Origin of the sequence: Escherichia sp. WS1451, from assembly GCF_046487365.1 — a bacterium.
Taxonomy (GTDB): domain Bacteria; phylum Pseudomonadota; class Gammaproteobacteria; order Enterobacterales; family Enterobacteriaceae; genus Escherichia; species Escherichia coli.
In genome coordinates, this window is the sequence record NZ_JBJQJP010000001.1 from 160,593 (window position 1) to 181,227 (window position 20,635).

The 20,635-nt window shown below is 49.8% G+C and carries 15 protein-coding genes and 1 pseudogene; 10 read left to right on the top strand and 6 right to left on the bottom strand.

Annotated features, from left to right (window positions below):
* From rarA to dmsC, 5 genes are all read left to right on the top strand, one after another.
* The gene (gene rarA, locus ACJHX7_RS00800) at nucleotides 1–1,344 is read left to right on the top strand and encodes a replication-associated recombination protein RarA (protein ID WP_000067755.1); all 1,344 of its coding nucleotides are present in this window, start codon (nucleotides 1–3) and stop codon (nucleotides 1,342–1,344) included.
* Nucleotides 1,345–1,434: 90 nt separating this feature from the next.
* Nucleotides 1,435–2,727, top strand: coding sequence for a serine--tRNA ligase (gene serS / locus ACJHX7_RS00805; protein WP_000886683.1), 1,293 nt, complete (start codon nucleotides 1,435–1,437; stop codon nucleotides 2,725–2,727).
* Between the two features lie 238 nt (nucleotides 2,728–2,965).
* Nucleotides 2,966–5,410 carry a dimethylsulfoxide reductase subunit A gene (dmsA, locus tag ACJHX7_RS00810; RefSeq protein WP_000850334.1) on the top strand — a complete coding sequence of 815 codons (2,445 nt, stop codon included), beginning with the start codon at nucleotides 2,966–2,968 and terminating at the stop codon, nucleotides 5,408–5,410.
* A 10-nt stretch (nucleotides 5,411–5,420) separates the two neighbouring features.
* Entirely contained in the window at nucleotides 5,421–6,038 is a 618-nt protein-coding gene (dmsB, locus tag ACJHX7_RS00815) for a dimethylsulfoxide reductase iron-sulfur subunit DmsB (protein ID WP_000213098.1), read from the top strand.
* A gap of 1 nt (nucleotide 6,039) precedes the next feature.
* Nucleotides 6,040–6,903: a dimethyl sulfoxide reductase anchor subunit DmsC gene (dmsC, locus tag ACJHX7_RS00820; protein WP_000534649.1), complete on the top strand. Its 864-nt coding sequence runs from the start codon at nucleotides 6,040–6,042 to the stop codon at nucleotides 6,901–6,903.
* A 34-nt stretch (nucleotides 6,904–6,937) separates the two neighbouring features.
* Here the strand turns inward: dmsC and ycaC are convergent, their stop codons facing one another.
* Complete coding sequence (gene ycaC / locus ACJHX7_RS00825) at nucleotides 6,938–7,564, bottom strand: isochorismate family cysteine hydrolase YcaC (RefSeq protein WP_000165876.1); 627 nt, start codon at nucleotides 7,562–7,564, stop codon at nucleotides 6,938–6,940.
* Nucleotides 7,565–7,878: 314 nt separating this feature from the next.
* Here ycaC and ACJHX7_RS00830 point away from each other — a divergent pair, with 314 nt between their 5' ends.
* Both ACJHX7_RS00830 and ACJHX7_RS00835 read left to right on the top strand, forming a co-directional pair.
* On the top strand, nucleotides 7,879–9,027 hold the full coding sequence (locus ACJHX7_RS00830) for an MFS transporter (RefSeq protein ID WP_023908798.1): 1,149 nt from the start codon (nucleotides 7,879–7,881) through the stop codon (nucleotides 9,025–9,027).
* A 209-nt stretch (nucleotides 9,028–9,236) separates the two neighbouring features.
* Complete coding sequence (locus tag ACJHX7_RS00835; protein WP_094030414.1) at nucleotides 9,237–10,667, top strand: APC family permease; 1,431 nt, start codon at nucleotides 9,237–9,239, stop codon at nucleotides 10,665–10,667.
* Here the strand turns inward: ACJHX7_RS00835 and ACJHX7_RS00840 are convergent.
* The 5 genes and pseudogenes from ACJHX7_RS00840 to ycaO form a co-directional block, all read right to left on the bottom strand.
* Nucleotides 10,668–10,778 (bottom strand): annotated as a pseudogene (locus ACJHX7_RS00840) (LysR family transcriptional regulator); the annotation flags it as partial.
* Between the two features lie 98 nt (nucleotides 10,779–10,876).
* Nucleotides 10,877–11,617, bottom strand: a complete 741-nt coding sequence (pflA, locus tag ACJHX7_RS00845; protein WP_000111038.1) for a pyruvate formate lyase 1-activating protein — start codon at nucleotides 11,615–11,617, stop codon at nucleotides 10,877–10,879.
* A gap of 191 nt (nucleotides 11,618–11,808) precedes the next feature.
* A complete protein-coding gene (pflB, locus tag ACJHX7_RS00850; protein ID WP_001292812.1) occupies nucleotides 11,809–14,091 on the bottom strand; it encodes a formate C-acetyltransferase in 2,283 nt (760 codons plus the stop codon).
* Nucleotides 14,092–14,145: 54 nt separating this feature from the next.
* The gene (focA, locus tag ACJHX7_RS00855) at nucleotides 14,146–15,003 is read right to left on the bottom strand and encodes a formate transporter FocA (RefSeq protein WP_094029831.1); all 858 of its coding nucleotides are present in this window, start codon (nucleotides 15,001–15,003) and stop codon (nucleotides 14,146–14,148) included.
* A gap of 405 nt (nucleotides 15,004–15,408) precedes the next feature.
* Nucleotides 15,409–17,169, bottom strand: a complete 1,761-nt coding sequence (gene ycaO / locus ACJHX7_RS00860; RefSeq protein WP_094029830.1) for a 30S ribosomal protein S12 methylthiotransferase accessory factor YcaO — start codon at nucleotides 17,167–17,169, stop codon at nucleotides 15,409–15,411.
* A 129-nt stretch (nucleotides 17,170–17,298) separates the two neighbouring features.
* Between ycaO and ACJHX7_RS00865 the strand changes: the two genes are divergently transcribed.
* The 3 genes from ACJHX7_RS00865 (at nucleotide 17,299) to aroA (ending at nucleotide 20,632) form a co-directional block, all read left to right on the top strand.
* Nucleotides 17,299–17,991: a DUF421 domain-containing protein gene (locus tag ACJHX7_RS00865; RefSeq protein WP_000642852.1), complete on the top strand. Its 693-nt coding sequence runs from the start codon at nucleotides 17,299–17,301 to the stop codon at nucleotides 17,989–17,991.
* A 198-nt stretch (nucleotides 17,992–18,189) separates the two neighbouring features.
* On the top strand, nucleotides 18,190–19,278 hold the full coding sequence (gene serC / locus ACJHX7_RS00870) for a 3-phosphoserine/phosphohydroxythreonine transaminase (protein WP_000057147.1): 1,089 nt from the start codon (nucleotides 18,190–18,192) through the stop codon (nucleotides 19,276–19,278).
* A gap of 70 nt (nucleotides 19,279–19,348) precedes the next feature.
* Nucleotides 19,349–20,632 carry a 3-phosphoshikimate 1-carboxyvinyltransferase gene (gene aroA, locus ACJHX7_RS00875; RefSeq protein ID WP_094029829.1) on the top strand — a complete coding sequence of 428 codons (1,284 nt, stop codon included), beginning with the start codon at nucleotides 19,349–19,351 and terminating at the stop codon, nucleotides 20,630–20,632.
* The last annotated feature ends 3 nt before the right edge of the window (nucleotides 20,633–20,635 follow it).

Here is a 20,635-nt window from a genome sequence, read left to right on the forward strand (position 1 = left end):
GTGAGCAATCTGTCGCTCGATTTTTCGGATAATACTTTTCAACCTCTGGCCGCGCGTATGCGGCCAGAAAATTTAGCACAGTATATCGGCCAGCAACATTTGCTGGCTGCGGGGAAGCCGTTGCCGCGCGCTATCGAAGCCGGGCATTTGCATTCTATGATCCTCTGGGGGCCACCGGGTACCGGCAAAACAACCCTCGCTGAAGTGATTGCCCGCTATGCGAACGCTGATGTGGAACGTATTTCTGCTGTCACCTCTGGCGTGAAAGAGATTCGCGAGGCGATTGAGCGCGCTCGGCAAAACCGCAATGCAGGTCGCCGCACTATTCTTTTTGTTGACGAAGTTCACCGTTTCAACAAAAGCCAGCAGGATGCATTTCTGCCACATATTGAAGACGGCACCATCACTTTTATTGGCGCAACCACTGAAAACCCGTCATTTGAGCTTAATTCGGCACTGCTTTCCCGTGCCCGTGTCTATCTGCTGAAATCCCTCAGTACAGAGGATATTGAGCAAGTACTGACTCAGGCGATGGAAGACAAAACCCGTGGCTATGGTGGTCAGGATATAGTTCTGCCAGATGAAACACGACGCGCCATTGCTGAACTGGTGAATGGCGACGCGCGCCGGGCGTTAAATACGCTGGAAATGATGGCGGATATGGCCGAAGTCGATGATAGCGGTAAGCGGGTCCTGAAACCTGAATTACTGACCGAAATCGCCGGTGAACGTAGCGCCCGCTTTGATAACAAAGGCGATCGCTTTTACGATCTCATTTCCGCACTGCATAAGTCGGTACGTGGTAGCGCACCCGATGCGGCGCTGTACTGGTATGCGCGAATTATTACCGCTGGTGGCGATCCGTTATATGTCGCGCGTCGCTGTCTGGCGATTGCGTCTGAAGATGTGGGTAATGCTGATCCACGAGCGATGCAGGTGGCAATTGCGGCCTGGGATTGCTTTACTCGCGTTGGCCCGGCGGAAGGTGAACGCGCCATTGCTCAGGCGATTGTGTACCTCGCCTGCGCGCCAAAAAGCAACGCTGTCTACACCGCGTTTAAAGCCGCGCTGGCCGATGCTCGCGAACGTCCGGATTATGACGTGCCGGTTCATTTGCGTAATGCGCCGACGAAATTAATGAAGGAAATGGGCTACGGGCAGGAATATCGTTACGCTCATGATGAAGCAAACGCTTATGCTGCCGGTGAGGTTTATTTCCCGCCGGAAATAGCACAAACACGCTATTATTTCCCGACAAACAGGGGCCTTGAAGGCAAGATTGGCGAAAAGCTCGCCTGGCTGGCTGAACAGGATCAAAATAGCCCCATAAAACGCTACCGTTAATGTTATCGTTGCGGTAATGTTGTTACTGTATCCCTGTGGTCGCAGGCTGTGGCCACATCTCCCATTTAATTCGATAAGCACAGGATAAGCATGCTCGATCCCAATCTGCTGCGTAATGAGCCAGACGCAGTCGCTGAAAAACTGGCACGCCGGGGCTTTAAGCTGGATGTAGATAAGCTGGGCGCTCTTGAAGAGCGTCGTAAAGTATTGCAGGTCAAAACGGAAAACCTGCAAGCGGAGCGTAACTCCCGATCGAAATCCATTGGCCAGGCGAAAGCGCGCGGGGAAGATATCGAGCCTTTACGTCTGGAAGTGAACAAACTGGGCGAAGAGCTGGATGCAGCAAAAGCCGAGCTGGATGCTTTACAGGCTGAAATTCGCGATATCGCGCTGACCATCCCTAACCTGCCTGCAGATGAAGTGCCGGTAGGTAAAGACGAAAATGACAACGTTGAAGTCAGCCGCTGGGGCACCCCGCGTGAGTTTGACTTTGAAGTTCGTGACCATGTGACGCTGGGTGAAATGCACTCTGGCCTCGACTTTGCAGCCGCAGTTAAGTTGACCGGTTCCCGCTTTGTGGTAATGAAAGGGCAGATTGCTCGCATGCACCGCGCACTGTCGCAGTTTATGCTGGATCTGCATACCGAACAGCATGGCTACAGTGAGAACTATGTTCCGTACCTGGTTAACCAGGACACGCTGTACGGTACGGGTCAGCTGCCGAAATTTGCTGGCGATCTGTTCCATACTCGTCCGCTGGAAGAAGAAGCAGACACCAGTAACTATGCGCTGATCCCAACGGCAGAAGTTCCGCTGACCAACCTGGTGCGCGGTGAAATCATCGATGAAGATGATCTGCCAATTAAGATGACCGCCCACACCCCATGCTTCCGTTCTGAAGCCGGTTCATATGGTCGTGACACCCGTGGTCTGATCCGTATGCACCAGTTCGACAAAGTTGAAATGGTGCAGATCGTGCGCCCGGAAGACTCAATGGCGGCGCTGGAAGAGATGACTGGTCATGCAGAAAAAGTCCTGCAGTTGCTGGGCCTGCCGTACCGTAAAATCATCCTTTGCACTGGCGACATGGGCTTTGGCGCTTGCAAAACTTACGACCTGGAAGTATGGATCCCGGCACAGAACACCTACCGTGAGATCTCTTCCTGCTCCAACGTTTGGGATTTCCAGGCACGTCGTATGCAGGCACGTTGCCGCAGCAAGTCGGACAAGAAAACCCGTCTGGTTCATACCCTGAACGGTTCTGGTCTGGCTGTTGGTCGTACGCTGGTTGCAGTAATGGAAAACTATCAGCAGGCTGATGGTCGTATTGAAGTACCAGAAGTTCTGCGTCCGTATATGAACGGACTGGAATATATTGGCTAATACCCAATTTTTCTGAATCTAAAAAGCGCCTGCGGGCGCTTTTTTTGTCTCCCTTTGATACCGAACAATAATTACTCCTCACTTACACGTAATACTACTTTCGAGTGAAAATCTACCTATCTCTTTGATTTTCAAATTATTCGATGTATACAAGCCTATATAGCGACCTGCTATAGAAATAATTACACAATACGGTTTGTTACTGGAATCAATCGTGAGCAAGCTTGAGTGAGCCATTATGAAAACGAAAATCCCTGATGCGGTATTGGCTGCTGAGGTGAGTCGCCGTGGTTTGGTAAAAACGACAGCGATCGGCGGCCTGGCAATGGCCAGCAGCGCATTAACATTACCTTTTAGTCGGATTGCGCACGCTGTTGATAGTGCCCTTCCGGCAAAGTCAGACGAAAAGGTAATCTGGAGCGCCTGTACAGTTAACTGTGGTAGCCGCTGCCCGCTACGTATGCACGTTGTGGACGGTGAAATTAAATATGTTGAAACGGATAATACCGGCGATGACAACTATGACGGCCTGCACCAGGTGCGCGCCTGTCTGCGTGGGCGTTCCATGCGTCGCCGTGTCTACAATCCGGACCGCCTGAAATATCCGATGAAACGAGTCGGGGCGCGCGGTGAAGGCAAATTCGAGCGCATTAGCTGGGAAGAAGCCTACGACATCATCGCGACCAATATGCAGCGCCTGATCAAAGAGTACGGCAACGAGTCTATCTATCTGAACTATGGTACCGGTACGCTGGGCGGCACCATGACCCGCTCCTGGCCGCCGGGAAATACCCTGGTTGCTCGCCTGATGAACTGCTGCGGCGGTTATCTGAACCATTACGGTGACTACTCTTCCGCGCAAATTGCGGAAGGTTTGAACTATACCTACGGCGGCTGGGCAGATGGTAACAGCCCGTCGGATATCGAAAACAGTAAACTGGTAGTGCTGTTTGGTAATAACCCTGGCGAAACGCGAATGAGTGGCGGTGGGGTGACTTACTATCTTGAACAGGCGCGCCAGAAATCTAATGCTCGCATGATCATCATCGATCCGCGCTATACCGACACCGGTGCCGGGCGCGAAGATGAGTGGATCCCTATTCGTCCGGGAACAGATGCCGCACTGGTTAACGGTCTGGCGTATGTCATGATCACCGAAAACCTGGTGGATCAGGCATTCCTCGATAAATATTGCGTTGGCTACGACGAGAAAACACTGCCAGCCAGTGCGCCGAAAAATGGTCACTATAAAGCTTATATTCTGGGTGAAGGACCCGATGGCGTGGCTAAAACACCGGAATGGGCCTCGCAAATCACCGGTGTTCCGGCAGACAAAATCATCAAACTGGCTCGTGAAATCGGCAGTACCAAACCGGCGTTTATCAGCCAGGGATGGGGCCCGCAGCGTCACGCTAACGGTGAAATCGCAACCCGTGCTATCTCGATGCTGGCGATTCTGACCGGTAACGTTGGTATTAACGGGGGGAACAGCGGCGCGCGCGAAGGTTCATACAGCTTACCGTTTGTCCGTATGCCGACTCTCGAAAACCCGATCCAGACCAGCATTTCTATGTTTATGTGGACCGATGCCATTGAACGTGGCCCGGAAATGACGGCGCTGCGTGATGGTGTGCGCGGGAAAGATAAGCTGGATGTGCCGATCAAAATGATCTGGAACTATGCCGGTAACTGCCTGATTAACCAGCATTCTGAAATCAACCGTACCCATGAAATCCTTCAGGATGATAAGAAGTGCGAGCTGATTGTGGTTATCGACTGCCACATGACCTCATCGGCGAAATATGCTGACATCCTGCTGCCTGACTGCACCGCTTCAGAACAGATGGACTTTGCACTGGATGCATCCTGCGGGAATATGTCTTACGTGATTTTCAACGATCAGGTGATTAAACCGCGCTTTGAATGTAAGACCATCTATGAAATGACCAGCGAACTGGCAAAACGTCTTGGCGTTGAGCAACAGTTTACTGAGGGCCGTACCCAGGAAGAGTGGATGCGGCATCTGTATGCCCAGTCGCGGGAAGCGATTCCTGAACTGCCAACGTTTGAAGAGTTCCGTAAGCAGGGGATCTTTAAAAAGCGCGACCCACAAGGGCATCACGTTGCTTATAAAGCTTTCCGTGAAGATCCGCAGGCAAATCCACTGACCACGCCATCGGGGAAAATTGAGATTTATTCGCAGGCGCTGGCTGACATTGCCGCTACCTGGGAATTGCCAGAAGGTGATGTGATCGATCCACTGCCGATCTACACGCCGGGCTTTGAAAGTTATCAGGATCCGCTGAACAAACAGTATCCGCTGCAGCTTACGGGTTTCCACTATAAATCTCGCGTTCACTCAACTTACGGCAACGTTGATGTGCTGAAAGCAGCTTGCCGTCAGGAAATGTGGATCAACCCGCTTGATGCGCAAAAACGCGGTATCAACAACGGCGATAAAGTCAGGATCTTTAACGATCGTGGTGAGGTTCATATTGAGGCGAAAGTGACGCCACGAATGATGCCGGGTGTGGTCGCACTGGGTGAAGGTGCCTGGTATGACCCGGATACAAAACGTGTCGATAAGGGCGGTTGTATTAACGTACTGACCACTCAACGTCCGTCTCCTCTCGCTAAGGGGAATCCGTCACATACAAACCTTGTTCAGGTTGAAAAGGTGTAAGGAGTAACCGATGACAACCCAGTATGGATTTTTTATTGATTCCAGCCGTTGCACCGGTTGCAAAACCTGCGAGCTGGCCTGTAAAGACTACAAAGATTTGACACCAGAAGTCAGTTTCCGCCGCATTTATGAATATGCTGGCGGCGACTGGCAGGAAGATAACGGTGTCTGGCACCAGAACGTGTTTGCCTACTATCTGTCGATTTCATGTAACCACTGCGAAGATCCGGCTTGTACTAAAGTCTGCCCGAGCGGTGCGATGCATAAACGTGAAGATGGTTTTGTTGTGGTCGATGAAGATGTGTGCATTGGCTGCCGCTACTGCCATATGGCTTGCCCGTATGGCGCACCGCAATATAACGAAACGAAAGGCCATATGACCAAATGCGATGGTTGTTATGACCGTGTTGCGGAGGGGAAAAAGCCGATCTGTGTTGAATCTTGCCCGCTGCGGGCGCTGGATTTCGGCCCTATCGACGAGCTGCGTAAAAAACATGGCGATCTGGCGGCCGTTGCGCCGTTGCCGCGAGCTCACTTTACCAAACCGAATATTGTGATCAAACCCAATGCCAACAGCCGCCCGACCGGGGATACCACTGGCTATCTGGCAAACCCGAAGGAGGTGTGAGATGGGAAGTGGATGGCATGAATGGCCGCTGATGATCTTCACGGTCTTCGGGCAATGTGTAGCGGGTGGTTTTATCGTTCTGGCTTTGGCGCTGCTCAAAGGCGACCTGCGAGCAGAAGCCCAGCAGCGTGTTATTGCCTGCATGTTTGGTTTATGGGTGCTGATGGGCATTGGCTTTATCGCCTCTATGCTTCATCTTGGTTCACCGATGCGCGCCTTTAACTCGCTCAACCGGGTAGGGGCTTCAGCACTGAGTAACGAAATCGCCAGCGGTTCGATCTTTTTTGCTGTTGGTGGCATCGGCTGGTTACTGGCAATGCTGAAAAAGCTGTCACCGGCATTGCGTACGCTGTGGCTGGTGGTGACGATGGTTCTTGGCGTAGTCTTTGTCTGGATGATGGTGCGTGTCTATAACAGCATCGATACCGTACCTACCTGGTACAGCATCTGGACACCGATGGGCTTCTTCCTGACGATGTTCATGGGCGGCCCGTTACTGGGTTACCTGTTGCTGAGTCTGGCTGGCGTCGATGGCTGGGCGATGCGTCTGCTGCCAGCCATTTCTGTACTGGCCCTGGTAGTGAGTGGCGTGGTGTCAGTGATGCAGGGCGCAGAGCTGGCGACTATTCATAGCTCTGTGCAGCAGGCCGCAGCGCTGGTGCCGGACTATGGTGCGCTGATGTCCTGGCGGATCGTGCTTTTGGCTGTTGCCCTGTGCTTGTGGATTGCACCACAGCTAAAAGGTTATCAGCCTGCGGTTCCGCTACTTTCCGTATCATTCATTCTGCTTCTGGCAGGGGAATTAATCGGTCGTGGCGTATTCTATGGTTTGCATATGACCGTGGGGATGGCCGTCGCAAGCTAATCATAACAACCGGGGTTTCGGCCCCGGTTCTCTTTTATTTCTGCTTCGTTAACGTGTCATAACTGGTCATCAAATTACGATAATCAGGAATATGGTTAGAGAACAACGTCGCCAGTCCTTCAATATCATTACGCCAGTCGCGATGCAGCTCGCACGCCACGCCGAACCATGTCATCAATTGCGCACCAGCTTGCGACATGCGATCCCACGCCGAATGCCGGGTAATTTCATTAAAGGTCCCTGACGCGTCAGTCACGACAAAGACGTCAAACCCTTCTTCAATGGCTGAAAGCGCCGGGAATGCCACGCAAACTTCGGTTACCACACCGGCAATAATTAACTGTTTTTTACCTGTCGCTTTGACAGCTTTTACAAAATCTTCGTTATCCCAGGCGTTAATATTTCCCGGGCGAGCAATGTAAGGTGCATCGGGAAACTGTGCTTTCAGTTCTGGAACTAATGGGCCGTTAGGACCGGTTTCAAAACTGGTGGTAAGAATAGTAGGTAAGTTGAAATACTTAGCCAGGTCACCCAGCGCCAGCACGTTATTTTTAAACTTATCGGGTTCGATATCCCGTACAAGGGAAAGTAAACCAGCCTGGTGATCAACAAGCAAAACGGCAGCATCATTTTTATCAAGACGAACATACGGTTTGGTCATCCTCTTCTCCTTTCGAGAGTCAGTGGTACGTCTGAAATCGGTCAGACGCGATGCATTGCTCTGAAAGCATAGACGGGAAATATGAGTTTGCTGTGACCATGAAATTTTTCGACTGAACGAAGCGTATGAAATTTGTGTTAGATCAATAAAAACAATCAGATGAGATTAATCGTCTCTCCAGCATTAGCGTTATGAATGAGTAATATAAATCGATAATACCTCCGCTGCGATATGCGCGTATTTTCACCCATTGACAATGTTTTTGGCGGTGGCATGATGCGCATGAAATTTGAACTTCCTCACGGTTTTAATTCATGTCCACGTATACCCGGCCTGTCATGCTTTTGCTGTCTGGCCTGCTTTTGTTGACTCTGGCGATCGCGGTGTTAAATACACTCGTGCCGCTTTGGCTCGCCCAGGAACACATGTCTACATGGCAGGTAGGCGTTGTCAGCTCATCCTATTTTACCGGCAACCTTGTCGGTACATTGCTGACAGGGTATGTCATTAAACGCATTGGCTTTAACCGCAGCTATTATCTGGCCTCCTTCATTTTTGCCGCTGGCTGTGCCGGCCTTGGCCTGATGATTGGATTCTGGAGCTGGTTGGCTTGGCGTTTTGTCGCCGGCGTCGGCTGTGCCATGATTTGGGTGGTTGTTGAGAGCGCGCTGATGTGCAGTGGGACGTCACGTAACCGTGGGCGTTTGCTTGCTGCGTATATGATGGTTTATTACGTGGGAACGTTTTTAGGCCAGTTACTGGTCAGCAAAGTTTCAACCGAGCTGATGTCCGTATTGCCGTGGGTTACAGGTTTGACGTTGGCAGGAATCTTACCGCTGTTGTTTACGCGTGTCCTGAATCAGCAGACTGAAAACCATGATTCGACGTCAATTACGTCAATGCTAAAACTCCGTCAGGCGCGGCTTGGCGTGAATGGCTGCATTATCTCAGGAATCGTTCTGGGATCTCTATATGGCCTGATGCCGCTGTATCTCAATCACAAAGGGGTGAGCAATGCCAGCATTGGTTTCTGGATGGCGGTACTGGTCAGTGCGGGTATCCTTGGACAATGGCCGATTGGACGTCTGGCGGATAAGTTTGGTCGACTGCTGGTGTTGCGTGTTCAGGTCTTTGTCGTCATTCTCGGCAGTATCGCGATGCTTAGCCAGGCGGCGATGGCCCCAGCGTTATTCATCCTCGGTGCCGCTGGCTTTACGCTATATCCGGTGGCGATGGCATGGGCTTGCGAGAAAGTTGAACATCATCAACTGGTGGCGATGAACCAGGCCTTACTGTTGAGCTATACCGTGGGAAGTCTGCTTGGCCCGTCATTTACTGCCATGCTAATGCAGAATTTCTCCGATAATTTATTGTTTATCATGATCGCCAGCGTATCGTTTATCTATTTGCTGATGCTGCTGCGCAACGCCGGTCATACGCCGAAACCCGTTGCTCACGTGTAAATGAATTCAAGAAGAGTGTGAACTTACTGTTTCACACTCTGCTTTTTTGTTTCTTCTATCTGACTTGCTTTATTCCAAATTTTATTCGTTTAAAAATAAAATGTGCAGCAGGTTATAATTTTGCATTTCGCTATTTCCGCACTTCTTATTTGCCGCGCATAATCCCTCGTTTTACAGATGCCCCTTTAATTTTGGCGAAGGATTTGTCTATGGCTGGGAATGTTCAGGAAAAACAGCTGCGATGGTACAACATTGCGCTGATGTCTTTTATCACTGTCTGGGGTTTTGGCAACGTTGTTAATAACTACGCCAACCAGGGGCTGGTGGTTGTTTTTTCATGGGTGTTTATCTTTGCGCTCTATTTCACACCTTATGCGCTAATTGTTGGTCAGTTAGGCTCGACCTTCAAAGATGGGAAGGGCGGGGTCAGTACCTGGATTAAACACACGATGGGACCCGGACTGGCTTACCTCGCCGCGTGGACCTACTGGGTAGTGCATATTCCCTATCTGGCACAAAAACCCCAGGCAATACTGATTGCGCTCGGTTGGGCGATGAAAGGCGACGGTTCGTTAATCAAAGAATATTCAGTCGTAGCGTTACAGGGGTTAACGCTGGTGCTGTTTATCTTCTTTATGTGGGTTGCTTCACGCGGTATGAAATCGCTGAAAATCGTCGGTTCTGTGGCAGGGATTGCGATGTTTGTTATGTCGCTCCTGTATGTGGCGATGGCGGTAACCGCGCCTGCAATTACTGAAGTGCATATTGCGACCACAAACATTACCTGGGAAACGTTCATTCCTCATATCGACTTTACCTACATTACCACTATTTCAATGCTGGTTTTCGCGGTTGGCGGAGCAGAGAAGATTTCTCCTTACGTTAATCAAACGCGCAACCCAGGAAAAGAATTTCCAAAAGGGATGTTATGTCTGGCGGTGATGGTTGCGGTTTGTGCCATTCTGGGCTCACTGGCGATGGGGATGATGTTTGACTCGCGTAATATCCCGGATGACTTAATGACTAACGGTCAGTATTACGCATTTCAGAAACTGGGCGAGTATTACAACATGGGTAATACTTTAATGGTGATTTACGCCATTGCGAATACCCTGGGACAAGTAGCGGCGCTGGTATTCTCGATTGATGCCCCGCTTAAAGTGCTATTAGGTGATGCTGACAGCAAATATATTCCAGCCAGTTTATGCCGAACTAACGTTTCAGGTACACCTGTCAATGGCTATTTTTTGACGCTCGTACTGGTGGCGATTCTGATTATGCTGCCGACGCTGGGTATCGGCGATATGAATAATCTCTACAAGTGGTTGCTGAATCTTAACTCGGTGGTGATGCCACTACGCTATCTGTGGGTATTTGTTGCATTTATTGCAGTCGTTCGTCTGGCGCAGAAATATAAACCAGAGTATGTCTTTATTCGTAACAGGCCGCTGGCGATGACTGTCGGGATCTGGTGTTTTACCTTTACCGCTTTTGCCTGCCTGACAGGGATTTTCCCGAAAATGGAAGCCTTCACCGCAGAGTGGACTTTTCAGTTGGCGCTGAATATTGCGACGCCATTTGTCCTGGTTGGACTGGGGCTGATATTCCCGTTACTTGCGCGTAAAGCGAATAGTAAATAATTATTGTGGTCGGTGACGCTGACTCTGGCAGATCTGACCCGTTTTTACATAATCGAGAAATGCGCGCAAGCCGCAGGACATATACTGGCGGTTTGGGTAATACATTTGGAAGCTGTGCTGTAAGGGCGCTAGAAATAGAGCCCTGAATTATTTATGCAGCACGGAATAAAAAAGCGGCAACTCAATAAAGTTGCCGTTTTACGGGGAAATTAGAACATTACCTTATGACCGTACTGCTCAAGAATGCCTTTCACGCGTTCCATCGTCTCTTTTTTCGGTGGTTTTACACCGTCGAGCTTGTACTCTTCACCCATCGCCACCCATTTGTGTTTGCCCAGTTCGTGGTAGGGGAGGAGCTCGATTTTCTCAACGTTGCCCATATCACGGGTAAATTCACCGAGGCGATGCGCTGAATCGTCATCGTCAGACCAGCCAGGGACAACAACGTAGCGGATCCACACCTTAACATCTTTGTTCGCCAGATATTTAGCGAACTCCAGTGTACGGTGGTTAGATACGCCAACCAGATTCTGGTGAATTTCGTCGTTCATCTGTTTGAGATCGAGCATGACCAGGTCGGTTACTTCCAGCAGTTCATCAATCACCGGATCGTAACGACGAACAAAACCGTTGGTGTCCAGACAGGTATGAATGCCTTCTTTTTTGCAGGCGCGGAACCAGTCGCGAACGAATTCGGCTTGCAGGATTGCTTCACCACCAGATGCGGTAACGCCGCCGCCGGAAGCGTTCATAAAGTGGCGATAGGTCACCACCTCCTTCATTAAATCTTCAACGGTAACTTCTTTACCGCCATGCGTGTCCCAGGTGTCGCGGTTATGACAATACAGGCAGCGCATCAGGCAGCCCTGGAAAAAGGTGATAAAGCGAATACCCGGGCCGTCTACGGTTCCACAGGATTCAAAGGAGTGAATGCGACCAATAACTGACATTGCGGTGTTTCTCCAGATGTGGCCCATCTGAGGCCGTGTTGGTGCGCAGCTCGAAGGCTACGTCGAGTCTGTTTTGGCAGTCACCTTAAAGTATAGATAGCTGACAAAAAAGGCTCTCGTGCTAAAAAAGGCCCCACTTTCGTGGAGCCTTTATTGTACGCTTTTTACTGTACGATTTCAGTCAAATCTAATTACATAGATTGAGTGAAGGTACGAGTAATAACGTCCTGCTGCTGTTCTTTAGTCAGCGAGTTGAAACGTACTGCGTAGCCAGATACACGGATGGTCAGCTGCGGATATTTTTCCGGGTTTTCCATCGCGTCGAGCAGCATTTCACGGTTCATCACGTTAACGTTCAGGTGCTGACCACCTTCGATGGACGCTTCGTGGTGGAAGTAACCATCCATCAGACCAGCCAGGTTGGTCTTACGAACTTCGTCGTCTTTACCCAGTGCGTTCGGAACGATAGAGAAGGTGTAGGAGATACCATCTTTAGCGTAAGCAAACGGCAGTTTAGCAACGGAAGTCAGAGAGGCTACTGCACCTTTCTGGTCACGACCGTGCATCGGGTTAGCACCCGGCCCGAACGGCGCGCCAGCACGACGACCGTCTGGGGTGTTACCAGTTTTCTTACCATACACAACGTTAGAAGTGATGGTCAGAACAGACTGAGTCGGGATAGCGTCACGGTAGGTGTGCAGTTTCTGAATTTTCTTCATGAAACGTTCTACCAGGTCAACAGCCAGGTCATCTACACGCGGATCGTTGTTACCAAACTGCGGGTATTCGCCTTCGATTTCGAAGTCGATAGCCAGACCGTCTTCGTCACGAATCGGTTTAACTTTCGCATATTTGATTGCAGACAGGGAGTCAGCAGCAACGGACAGACCAGCGATACCACACGCCATGGTGCGGATAACGTCACGGTCGTGCAGCGCCATCAGAGAGGCTTCGTAGCTGTACTTGTCGTGCATGTAGTGGATGATGTTCAGTGCAGTGATGTACTGTTTAGCCAGCCAGTCCATGAAGTGATCCATGCGCTCCATCACTTCATCGTAGTTCAGGAGATCGCCTTTGATCGGTTCAGACTTCGGACCAACCTGCATTTTCAGTTTTTCGTCAACGCCGCCGTTGATTGCGTACAGCATGGTTTTCGCCAGGTTTGCACGCGCACCGAAGAACTGCATTTGTTTACCAACGATCATCGGGCTTACGCAGCAAGCGATAGCGTAGTCATCGTTGTTGAAGTCCGGACGCATCAGGTCATCGTTCTCATACTGCAGAGAAGAGGTGTCGATGGACACTTTAGCGGCGAATTTCTTGAAGTTCAGAGGCAGTTTTTCAGACCACAGAATGGTCATGTTCGGTTCCGGAGACGGACCCATGGTGTACAGGGTGTTCAGGAAACGGAAGCTGTTTTTGGTAACCAGGGTACGACCGTCGAGGCCCATACCACCGATAGATTCGGTTGCCCAGATCGGGTCGCCAGAGAACAGTTCATCGTATTCCGGAGTACGCAGGAAGCGAACCATACGCAGTTTCATGACCAGGTGGTCAACCATTTCCTGCGCTTCTTGTTCGGTGATCTTGCCAGCTTTCAGGTCACGTTCGATGTACACATCCAGGAAGGTGGAGGTACGACCGAAGGACATTGCAGCACCGTTCTGAGACTTAACAGCAGCCAGGTAGCCGAAGTAAGTCCACTGGATAGCTTCCTGAGCGTTGGTAGCCGGACCAGAGATGTCGTAGCCGTATTTCGCAGCCATTTCTTTCATCTGACCCAGAGCGCGGTGCTGTTCAGCGATTTCTTCGCGCAGACGGATAGTCTGTTCCAGGTTTACGCCGTTTTCCAGATCAGCCTGCAGAGAGGTGAACTGAGCGTATTTGTCTTTCATCAGGTAGTCGATACCGTACAGCGCAACGCGACGGTAGTCACCGATGATACGACCACGGCCATAAGCATCTGGCAGACCGGTCAGAACACCGGATTTACGGCAACGCAGGATGTCCGGAGTGTAAACGTCGAACACGCCCTGGTTGTGAGTTTTACGGTATTCAGTGAAGATTTTTTTGATCATCGGGTCCAGTTCGCGGTTGTACGCTTTGCAGGAACCTTCGATCATTTTGATACCACCGAACGGGATAAGAGCACGTTTCAGCGGAGCTTCAGTCTGCAGACCAACAACTTTTTCCAACGCTTTGTTGATGTAGCCAGCGTCGTGAGAGGTGATGGTGGAAGCAACAGCGGTGTCAAAGTCAACTGGCGCGTGAGTGCGGTTTTCCAGTTTAACGCCTTCCATTACTTTGTCCCACAGGGTGGTGGTCGCTTCAGTAGCGCCAGCCAGGAAGGACTCGTCACCCTCGTACGGAGTGTAGTTTTTCTGAATGAAGTCACGGACGTTTACTTCATTCTGCCAGTCACCTTTGGTAAAACCTTCCCAGGCTGTGGCTAACTTTTCATTAAGCTCGGACATGTAACACCTACCTTCTTAAGTGGATTTTTTATTTACTGCGTACTTCGACAACCATTAATGGTGATCGTTTTCACGCAGGTAAATGACCCAGTATGTCAACCCAACCAACAAACCACCGCCGATAATATTACCGATCGTAACCGGAATCAGGTTATCAGTGATGAAGTTCATCACGGTCAGGTGAGAAAAATATTCCGGTGCAGAACCGACAGCGGTCCAGAATTCCGGAGATGCGAAGTCGCGGATTACAATACCCATCGGGATCATAAACATGTTTGCGATACTGTGCTCAAAACCGCTGGCAACAAACATCGCGACCGGCAGCACCATAATGAACGCTTTATCCATCAGGCTGCGGCCAGAATAACTCATCCATACTGCCAGACATACCATTAGGTTTGCCAGGATACCAAGGCAGACGGCCTCAATAAAAGTATGGTGCACTTTGTGGTCGGCGGTTTGTAGGACGTTTAGTCCCCATTGACCATTCGCGGTCATATACTCGCCGGAAAGCCACATTAAAAGTACAAACAGCAGTGCGCCGACCAGATTGCCAAAATAGACATTTAGCCAGTTTTTCGCCAACTGACCCCAGGTGATGCGCCCACTCGCCTTAGCAACAACAATCAACACTGTGGAAGTAAAGAGATCGGCTCCGCAGACAACACAAAGAATCAGCCCCAGAGAGAAGCAAATGCCGCCAACCAGTTTTGCCATGCCGAAGGGCATTGTTCCTGTGCCAGTGGTTGCTGTGATATAGAAGACGAATGCGATTGAGATGAAAACACCAGCGGTAATCGCCAGATAGAAAGTCTTAAGCGGATGTTTCGTTGCTTTATAGACACCTGCCTCTTCGGCCACTTTGGCCATTGCTGCAGGAAGTAAAAGATCAAAAGGGTTGTCAGCTTTCACACTAACTCTCTCTTTATTAAGTCGGCGACGAGATACTAACAAAGCATTATAGATGAGAAATTGATATAGATCATATCTCGCCTGGCTTATAGGCCCGTAACTCGCATGGTTTTTATGCAAATACGGAGTAAATATTTGATTATCCAAATAAAAATAAATTTTAAAAATTAACAAATGAGTTGAATTTTTTCCGCATCCTCCGCTAAAACAGTTAATTAAAAGGGAGCACCAGGCGAATAAAGTAACAATATCGATCGTATTTATTAAATACAAATTACCGATATTTAACTTTATAATTACAATTATTTTATTAATGCAAATATATGTAAAGTGGGGCATTAAAAAAACGCCCCGTAATATAACTCAGACGAATCATTAAGCCTACATTGCGTAGGCTATTTGATTTTATTTTGCCCAGAATGCCGCTTTGGCGCGCTGCAGCTTTTCGTAGGCCTTCAGCAACGATTGATGTGCAGCAAATGCGTGCAGATCGCTATCTACGGGTTGCAGGCCATAAAACGCCGATTCACCGCTCATTGCCGCACTGGCAGCTTCTACGGCGTCTGCGCCATACATACGAACGAAGGCATTCAGATATTGCAGCGGTTGGCGGTCTTCTTCCTGTGCCAGTAATAACAACGTTTGCAGACAGCGATAATAGTTGGCGCGTTCCGGACTGAACACTGATGAGTTAAATTCCATCGTCCATTCAGTCCAGACCAGAGCCTGTTCCAGATCGCCACCAGCCAGCGCCAGCATGGCTTTTAATTCACCGATACGCAGGGTGTACCAACCGTTATCCGGTCCGGTCGCCAGACCCAGTAGTTCACGTACGCGAGTAAAGTCATCAAAACCTTCTTCATCCAGTTGCTCGATGAGGTTCAGGTAATCTTCTTTTTCCCACACACTGCCTGGTAGCGAGAGAATGGTTTCACGTAAATGGCTACCCATACTGTTATTCGCTAACCACAGATCTTCAGCCGGATAAATATCGGACATGCCAGGCACGATAATACGGCAAGCATAAACGCCCAGATGCTCGTAATCGGCAATATAAACTTCTTTATCTTCTTTGTTGAAGATAGCCATCAGCGTAGCAAACTCTTCTTCCGTAGTGCCGGAGAAATTCCAGTCCACAAACGGATAATCGGCATCCTGCTTGAACAGGTCCCAGGAGATTAAACCGCTGGAATCGATAAAGTGCGTTTCGAGGTTGGTATGTTCAGCAACTTCTTCATCATCGAAGGTTGGCGGAGTAAACACATCCAAATCTTTCAGGCCACGACCTTGCAGCAGCTCGGTCACGGTACGTTCCAGTGCTACGCCAAAATCAGGATGCGCACCGAAAGAGGCAAAGCAGGTACCGTTAGCAGGATTGAACAGTACCACGCAAATCACCGGATACTGGCCGCCAAGCGAACCATCATAAGCAAAGATTGGGAAACCTTCTGCTTCCAGCGTTTCGATGGCTTCAACCACCGCTGGGTAACGCGCCAGCACGTCTGCCGGGATTTCCGGCAAGCTGATGCTTTCAGCAATAATGCGGTTTTTCACGTAGCGTTCGAAAACTTCGGACAACCCCTGAACGCGTGCTTCGTTTCGGGTATTGCCAGCGGACATACCGTTAGAAACGTACAGGTTACCAATGATATTCATCGGAATATAAACGATCTGATTGTCGGACTGGCGCGTAAACGGCAGACCGCAAATACCACGATCTTCGTTACCGGATTGTAGGTCAATCAGCATGCTGCCGGTCAGTTCATTCTCCGGATCGTAAAATGCGCGCAGACGGTCATCGAGCAGCCCTTCTGGCACATCGTCATTTTCGCTCAGTGGGAACCATTTTTCGTTGGGATAATGCACGAACGGACCGTTGGCGATGGTTTCGCCCAGCCAGAAATCAGCAAAAAAGTAGTTGGTTGAGAGACGCTCGAAATATTCACCGAGGGCAGAAGCCAGCGCCGCTTTTTTGGTTGCGCCTTTACCGTTGGTAAAACACAGGGCGCACTCTTTGTCGCGAATATGTACAGACCAGACGTTAGGCACCGGATTCAGCCAGGAGGCCTCTTCAATCTGAAAACCGAGGTCTGAAAGTTTTTGCTGGAAGCGTGCGATGGAATCTTCCAGAGCGGCATCTTTGCCGGGGATAAATGTTTGCGTCATGAAAATCACTTTAGTCGTACGGAAAGCGCGCAATAATACGGGTTTTATCTCAAAGGCGCTATCACCGCCGCCATGCCGATGAACTGTTGGCTATGCTTTTAGCGGATAAACCACGATAAGAGCATAAAAATGAAGGCGTTCGATCTCCACCGTATGGCATTTGATAAAGTGCCTTTTGATTTCCTTGGCGAAGTTGCACTACGTAGTCTTTATACCTTTGTACTGGTTTTTTTGTTCCTCAAAATGACCGGACGACGCGGTGTGCGGCAGATGTCGCTTTTTGAAGTGTTAATCATTCTGACGCTGGGATCAGCGGCGGGAGATGTGGCGTTTTATGATGATGTGCCGATGGTCCCGGTACTTATCGTCTTTATTACTCTGGCGTTGTTATACCGCCTGGTAATGTGGTTGATGGCGCACAGTGAAAAACTGGAAGATCTTCTGGAAGGCAAGCCGGTTGTCATTATTGAAGATGGCGAGCTGGCCTGGTCAAAACTCAATAACTCCAACATGACGGAATTTGAGTTCTTTATGGAGCTACGATTGCGCGGTGTAGAGCAGTTGGGGCAGGTACGTCTGGCGATTCTCGAAACCAACGGGCAAATCAGTGTCTATTTCTTTGAAGATGACAAGGTGAAACCGGGTTTACTTATTTTACCCAGTGATTGTACTCAGCGTTACAAAGTGGTACCCGAGTCGGCGGACTATGCCTGCATTCGTTGCAGTGAAATCATTCATATGAACGCGGGGGAAAAACAATTATGTCCGCGCTGTGCAAATCCAGAATGGACGAAGGCAAGTCGGGCAAAACGGGTGACGTGACAGTAAAAACATCGGCTTTTTGCTAATAATCCGAGAGATTCTTTTGTGTGATGCAAGCCACATTTTTGCCCTCAACGGTTTTACTCATTGCGATGTGTGTCACTGAATGATAAAACCGATAGCCACAGGAATAATGTATTACCTGTGGTCGCAATCGATTGACCGCGGGTTAATAGCAACGCAACGTGGTGAGGGGAAATGGCTCAAATCTTCAATTTTAGTTCTGGTCCGGCAATGCTACCGGCAGAGGTGCTTAAACAGGCTCAACAGGAACTGCGTGACTGGAACGGTCTTGGTACGTCGGTGATGGAAGTGAGTCACCGGGGCAAAGAGTTCATTCAGGTTGCAGAGGAAGCCGAGAAGGATTTTCGCGATCTTCTTAATGTCCCCTCCAACTACAAGGTATTGTTCTGCCATGGCGGCGGTCGCGGTCAGTTTGCTGCTGTTCCGTTGAATATTCTCGGTGATAAAACCACTGCAGATTATGTTGATGCCGGTTACTGGGCGGCAAGTGCCATTAAAGAAGCGAAAAAATACTGCACGCCTAATGTCTTTGACGCCAAAGTGACTGTTGATGGTCTGCGCGCGGTTAAACCAATGCGTGAATGGCAACTCTCTGATAATGCTGCTTATATGCATTATTGCCCGAATGAAACCATCGACGGTATCGCCATCGACGAAACGCCAGACTTCGGCAAAGATGTGGTGGTCGCCGCCGACTTCTCTTCAACCATTCTTTCCCGTCCGATTGACGTCAGCCGTTATGGGGTAATTTACGCTGGCGCGCAGAAAAATATCGGCCCGGCTGGCCTGACAATCGTCATCGTTCGTGAAGATTTGCTGGGCAAAGCGAATATCGCGTGTCCGTCGATTCTGGATTATTCCATCCTCAACGATAACGACTCCATGTTTAACACGCCACCGACATTTGCCTGGTATCTGTCTGGTCTGGTCTTTAAATGGCTGAAAGCGAACGGCGGTGTAGCTGAAATGGATAAAATCAATCAGCAAAAAGCAGAACTGCTGTATGGGGTGATTGATAACAGCGATTTCTACCGCAATGACGTGGCGAAAGCTAACCGTTCGCGGATGAACGTGCCGTTCCAGTTGGCGGACAGTGCGCTTGACAAATTGTTCCTTGAAGAGTCTTTTGCTGCTGGCCTTCATGCGCTGAAAGGTCACCGTGTGGTCGGCGGAATGCGCGCGTCTATTTATAACGCCATGCCGCTGGAAGGCGTTAAAGCGCTGACAGACTTCATGGTTGAGTTCGAACGCCGTCACGGCTAATGCCGAAATTTTGCTTAATCCCCACAGCCAGCCTGTGGGGTTTTTATTTCTGTTGTAGAGAGTTGAGTTCATGGAATCCCTGACGTTACAACCCATCGCCCGTGTCGATGGCACTATTAATCTGCCCGGTTCCAAGAGCGTTTCTAACCGCGCTTTATTGCTGGCGGCATTAGCACATGGCAAAACAGTATTAACCAATCTGCTGGATAGCGATGATGTTCGCTATATGCTTAATGCGTTAAAGGCATTAGGGGTAAGCTATACGCTTTCAGCCGATCGCACGCGTTGCGAAATCATCGGTAACGGCGGTCCATTACACGCAAAAAGCGCCCTGGAGTTGTTCCTCGGTAACGCCGGAACGGCAATGCGTCCGCTGGCGGCAGCTCTTTGTCTGGGTAGCAATGATATTGTGCTGACCGGTGAACCGCGTATGAAAGAACGCCCCATTGGTCATCTGGTGGATGCGCTGCGCCTGGGCGGGGCGAAGATCACTTACCTGGAACAAGAAAATTATCCACCATTGCGTTTACAGGGCGGCTTTACTGGCGGCAACGTTGACGTTGATGGCTCCGTTTCCAGCCAGTTCCTCACCGCACTGTTAATGACTGCGCCTCTTGCACCGGAAGATACGGTGATTCGTATTAAAGGCGATCTGGTCTCTAAACCTTATATCGACATCACACTCAATCTGATGAAGACGTTTGGTGTTGAAATTGAAAATCAGCACTATCAACAATTTGTCGTTAAAGGCGGGCAGTCTTATCAGTCTCCGGGTACTTATTTGGTCGAAGGCGATGCATCTTCGGCTTCTTACTTCCTGGCAGCAGCAGCAATCAAAGGCGGCACTGTAAAAGTGACCGGCATTGGACGCAACAGTATGCAGGGTGATATTCGCTTTGCTGATGTGCTGGAAAAAATGGGTGCGACCATTTGCTGGGGCGATGATTATATTTCCTGCACGCGTGGTGAACTGAACGCCATTGATATGGATATGAACCATATTCCCGATGCGGCGATGACCATTGCCACCGCGGCGTTATTTGCAAAAGGCACCACCACGCTGCGCAATATCTATAACTGGCGTGTTAAAGAGACCGATCGCCTGTTTGCGATGGCAACAGAACTGCGTAAAGTCGGTGCGGAAGTCGAAGAGGGGCACGATTACATTCGTATCACTCCACCGGGAAAACTGAACTTTGCCGAGATCGCAACATACAATGATCACCGGATGGCGATGTGTTTCTCGCTGGTGGCGTTGTCAGATACACCAGTGACGATTCTTGATCCCAAATGCACGGCCAAAACATTTCCGGATTATTTCGAGCAGCTGGCGCGGATTAGCCAGGCAGCCTGAATG

Excerpts from the sequence above, each read along its gene's own strand:
- serS (WP_000886683.1), top strand. The coding sequence starts at position 1,435 with ATGCTCGATCCCAATCTGCTGCGTAATGAGCCAGACGCAGTCGCTGAA.
- dmsA (WP_000850334.1), top strand. The coding sequence starts at position 2,966 with ATGAAAACGAAAATCCCTGATGCGGTATTGGCTGCTGAGGTGAGTCGC.
- dmsB (WP_000213098.1), top strand. The coding sequence starts at position 5,421 with ATGACAACCCAGTATGGATTTTTTATTGATTCCAGCCGTTGCACCGGT.
- dmsC (WP_000534649.1), top strand. The coding sequence starts at position 6,040 with ATGGGAAGTGGATGGCATGAATGGCCGCTGATGATCTTCACGGTCTTC.
- ycaC (WP_000165876.1), bottom strand. The coding sequence starts at position 7,564 with ATGACCAAACCGTATGTTCGTCTTGATAAAAATGATGCTGCCGTTTTG.
- ACJHX7_RS00830 (WP_023908798.1), top strand. The coding sequence starts at position 7,879 with ATGTCCACGTATACCCGGCCTGTCATGCTTTTGCTGTCTGGCCTGCTT.
- ACJHX7_RS00835 (WP_094030414.1), top strand. The coding sequence starts at position 9,237 with ATGGCTGGGAATGTTCAGGAAAAACAGCTGCGATGGTACAACATTGCG.
- pflA (WP_000111038.1), bottom strand. The coding sequence starts at position 11,617 with ATGTCAGTTATTGGTCGCATTCACTCCTTTGAATCCTGTGGAACCGTA.
- pflB (WP_001292812.1), bottom strand. The coding sequence starts at position 14,091 with ATGTCCGAGCTTAATGAAAAGTTAGCCACAGCCTGGGAAGGTTTTACC.
- ycaO (WP_094029830.1), bottom strand. The coding sequence starts at position 17,169 with ATGACGCAAACATTTATCCCCGGCAAAGATGCCGCTCTGGAAGATTCC.
- ACJHX7_RS00865 (WP_000642852.1), top strand. The coding sequence starts at position 17,299 with ATGAAGGCGTTCGATCTCCACCGTATGGCATTTGATAAAGTGCCTTTT.
- serC (WP_000057147.1), top strand. The coding sequence starts at position 18,190 with ATGGCTCAAATCTTCAATTTTAGTTCTGGTCCGGCAATGCTACCGGCA.
- aroA (WP_094029829.1), top strand. The coding sequence starts at position 19,349 with ATGGAATCCCTGACGTTACAACCCATCGCCCGTGTCGATGGCACTATT.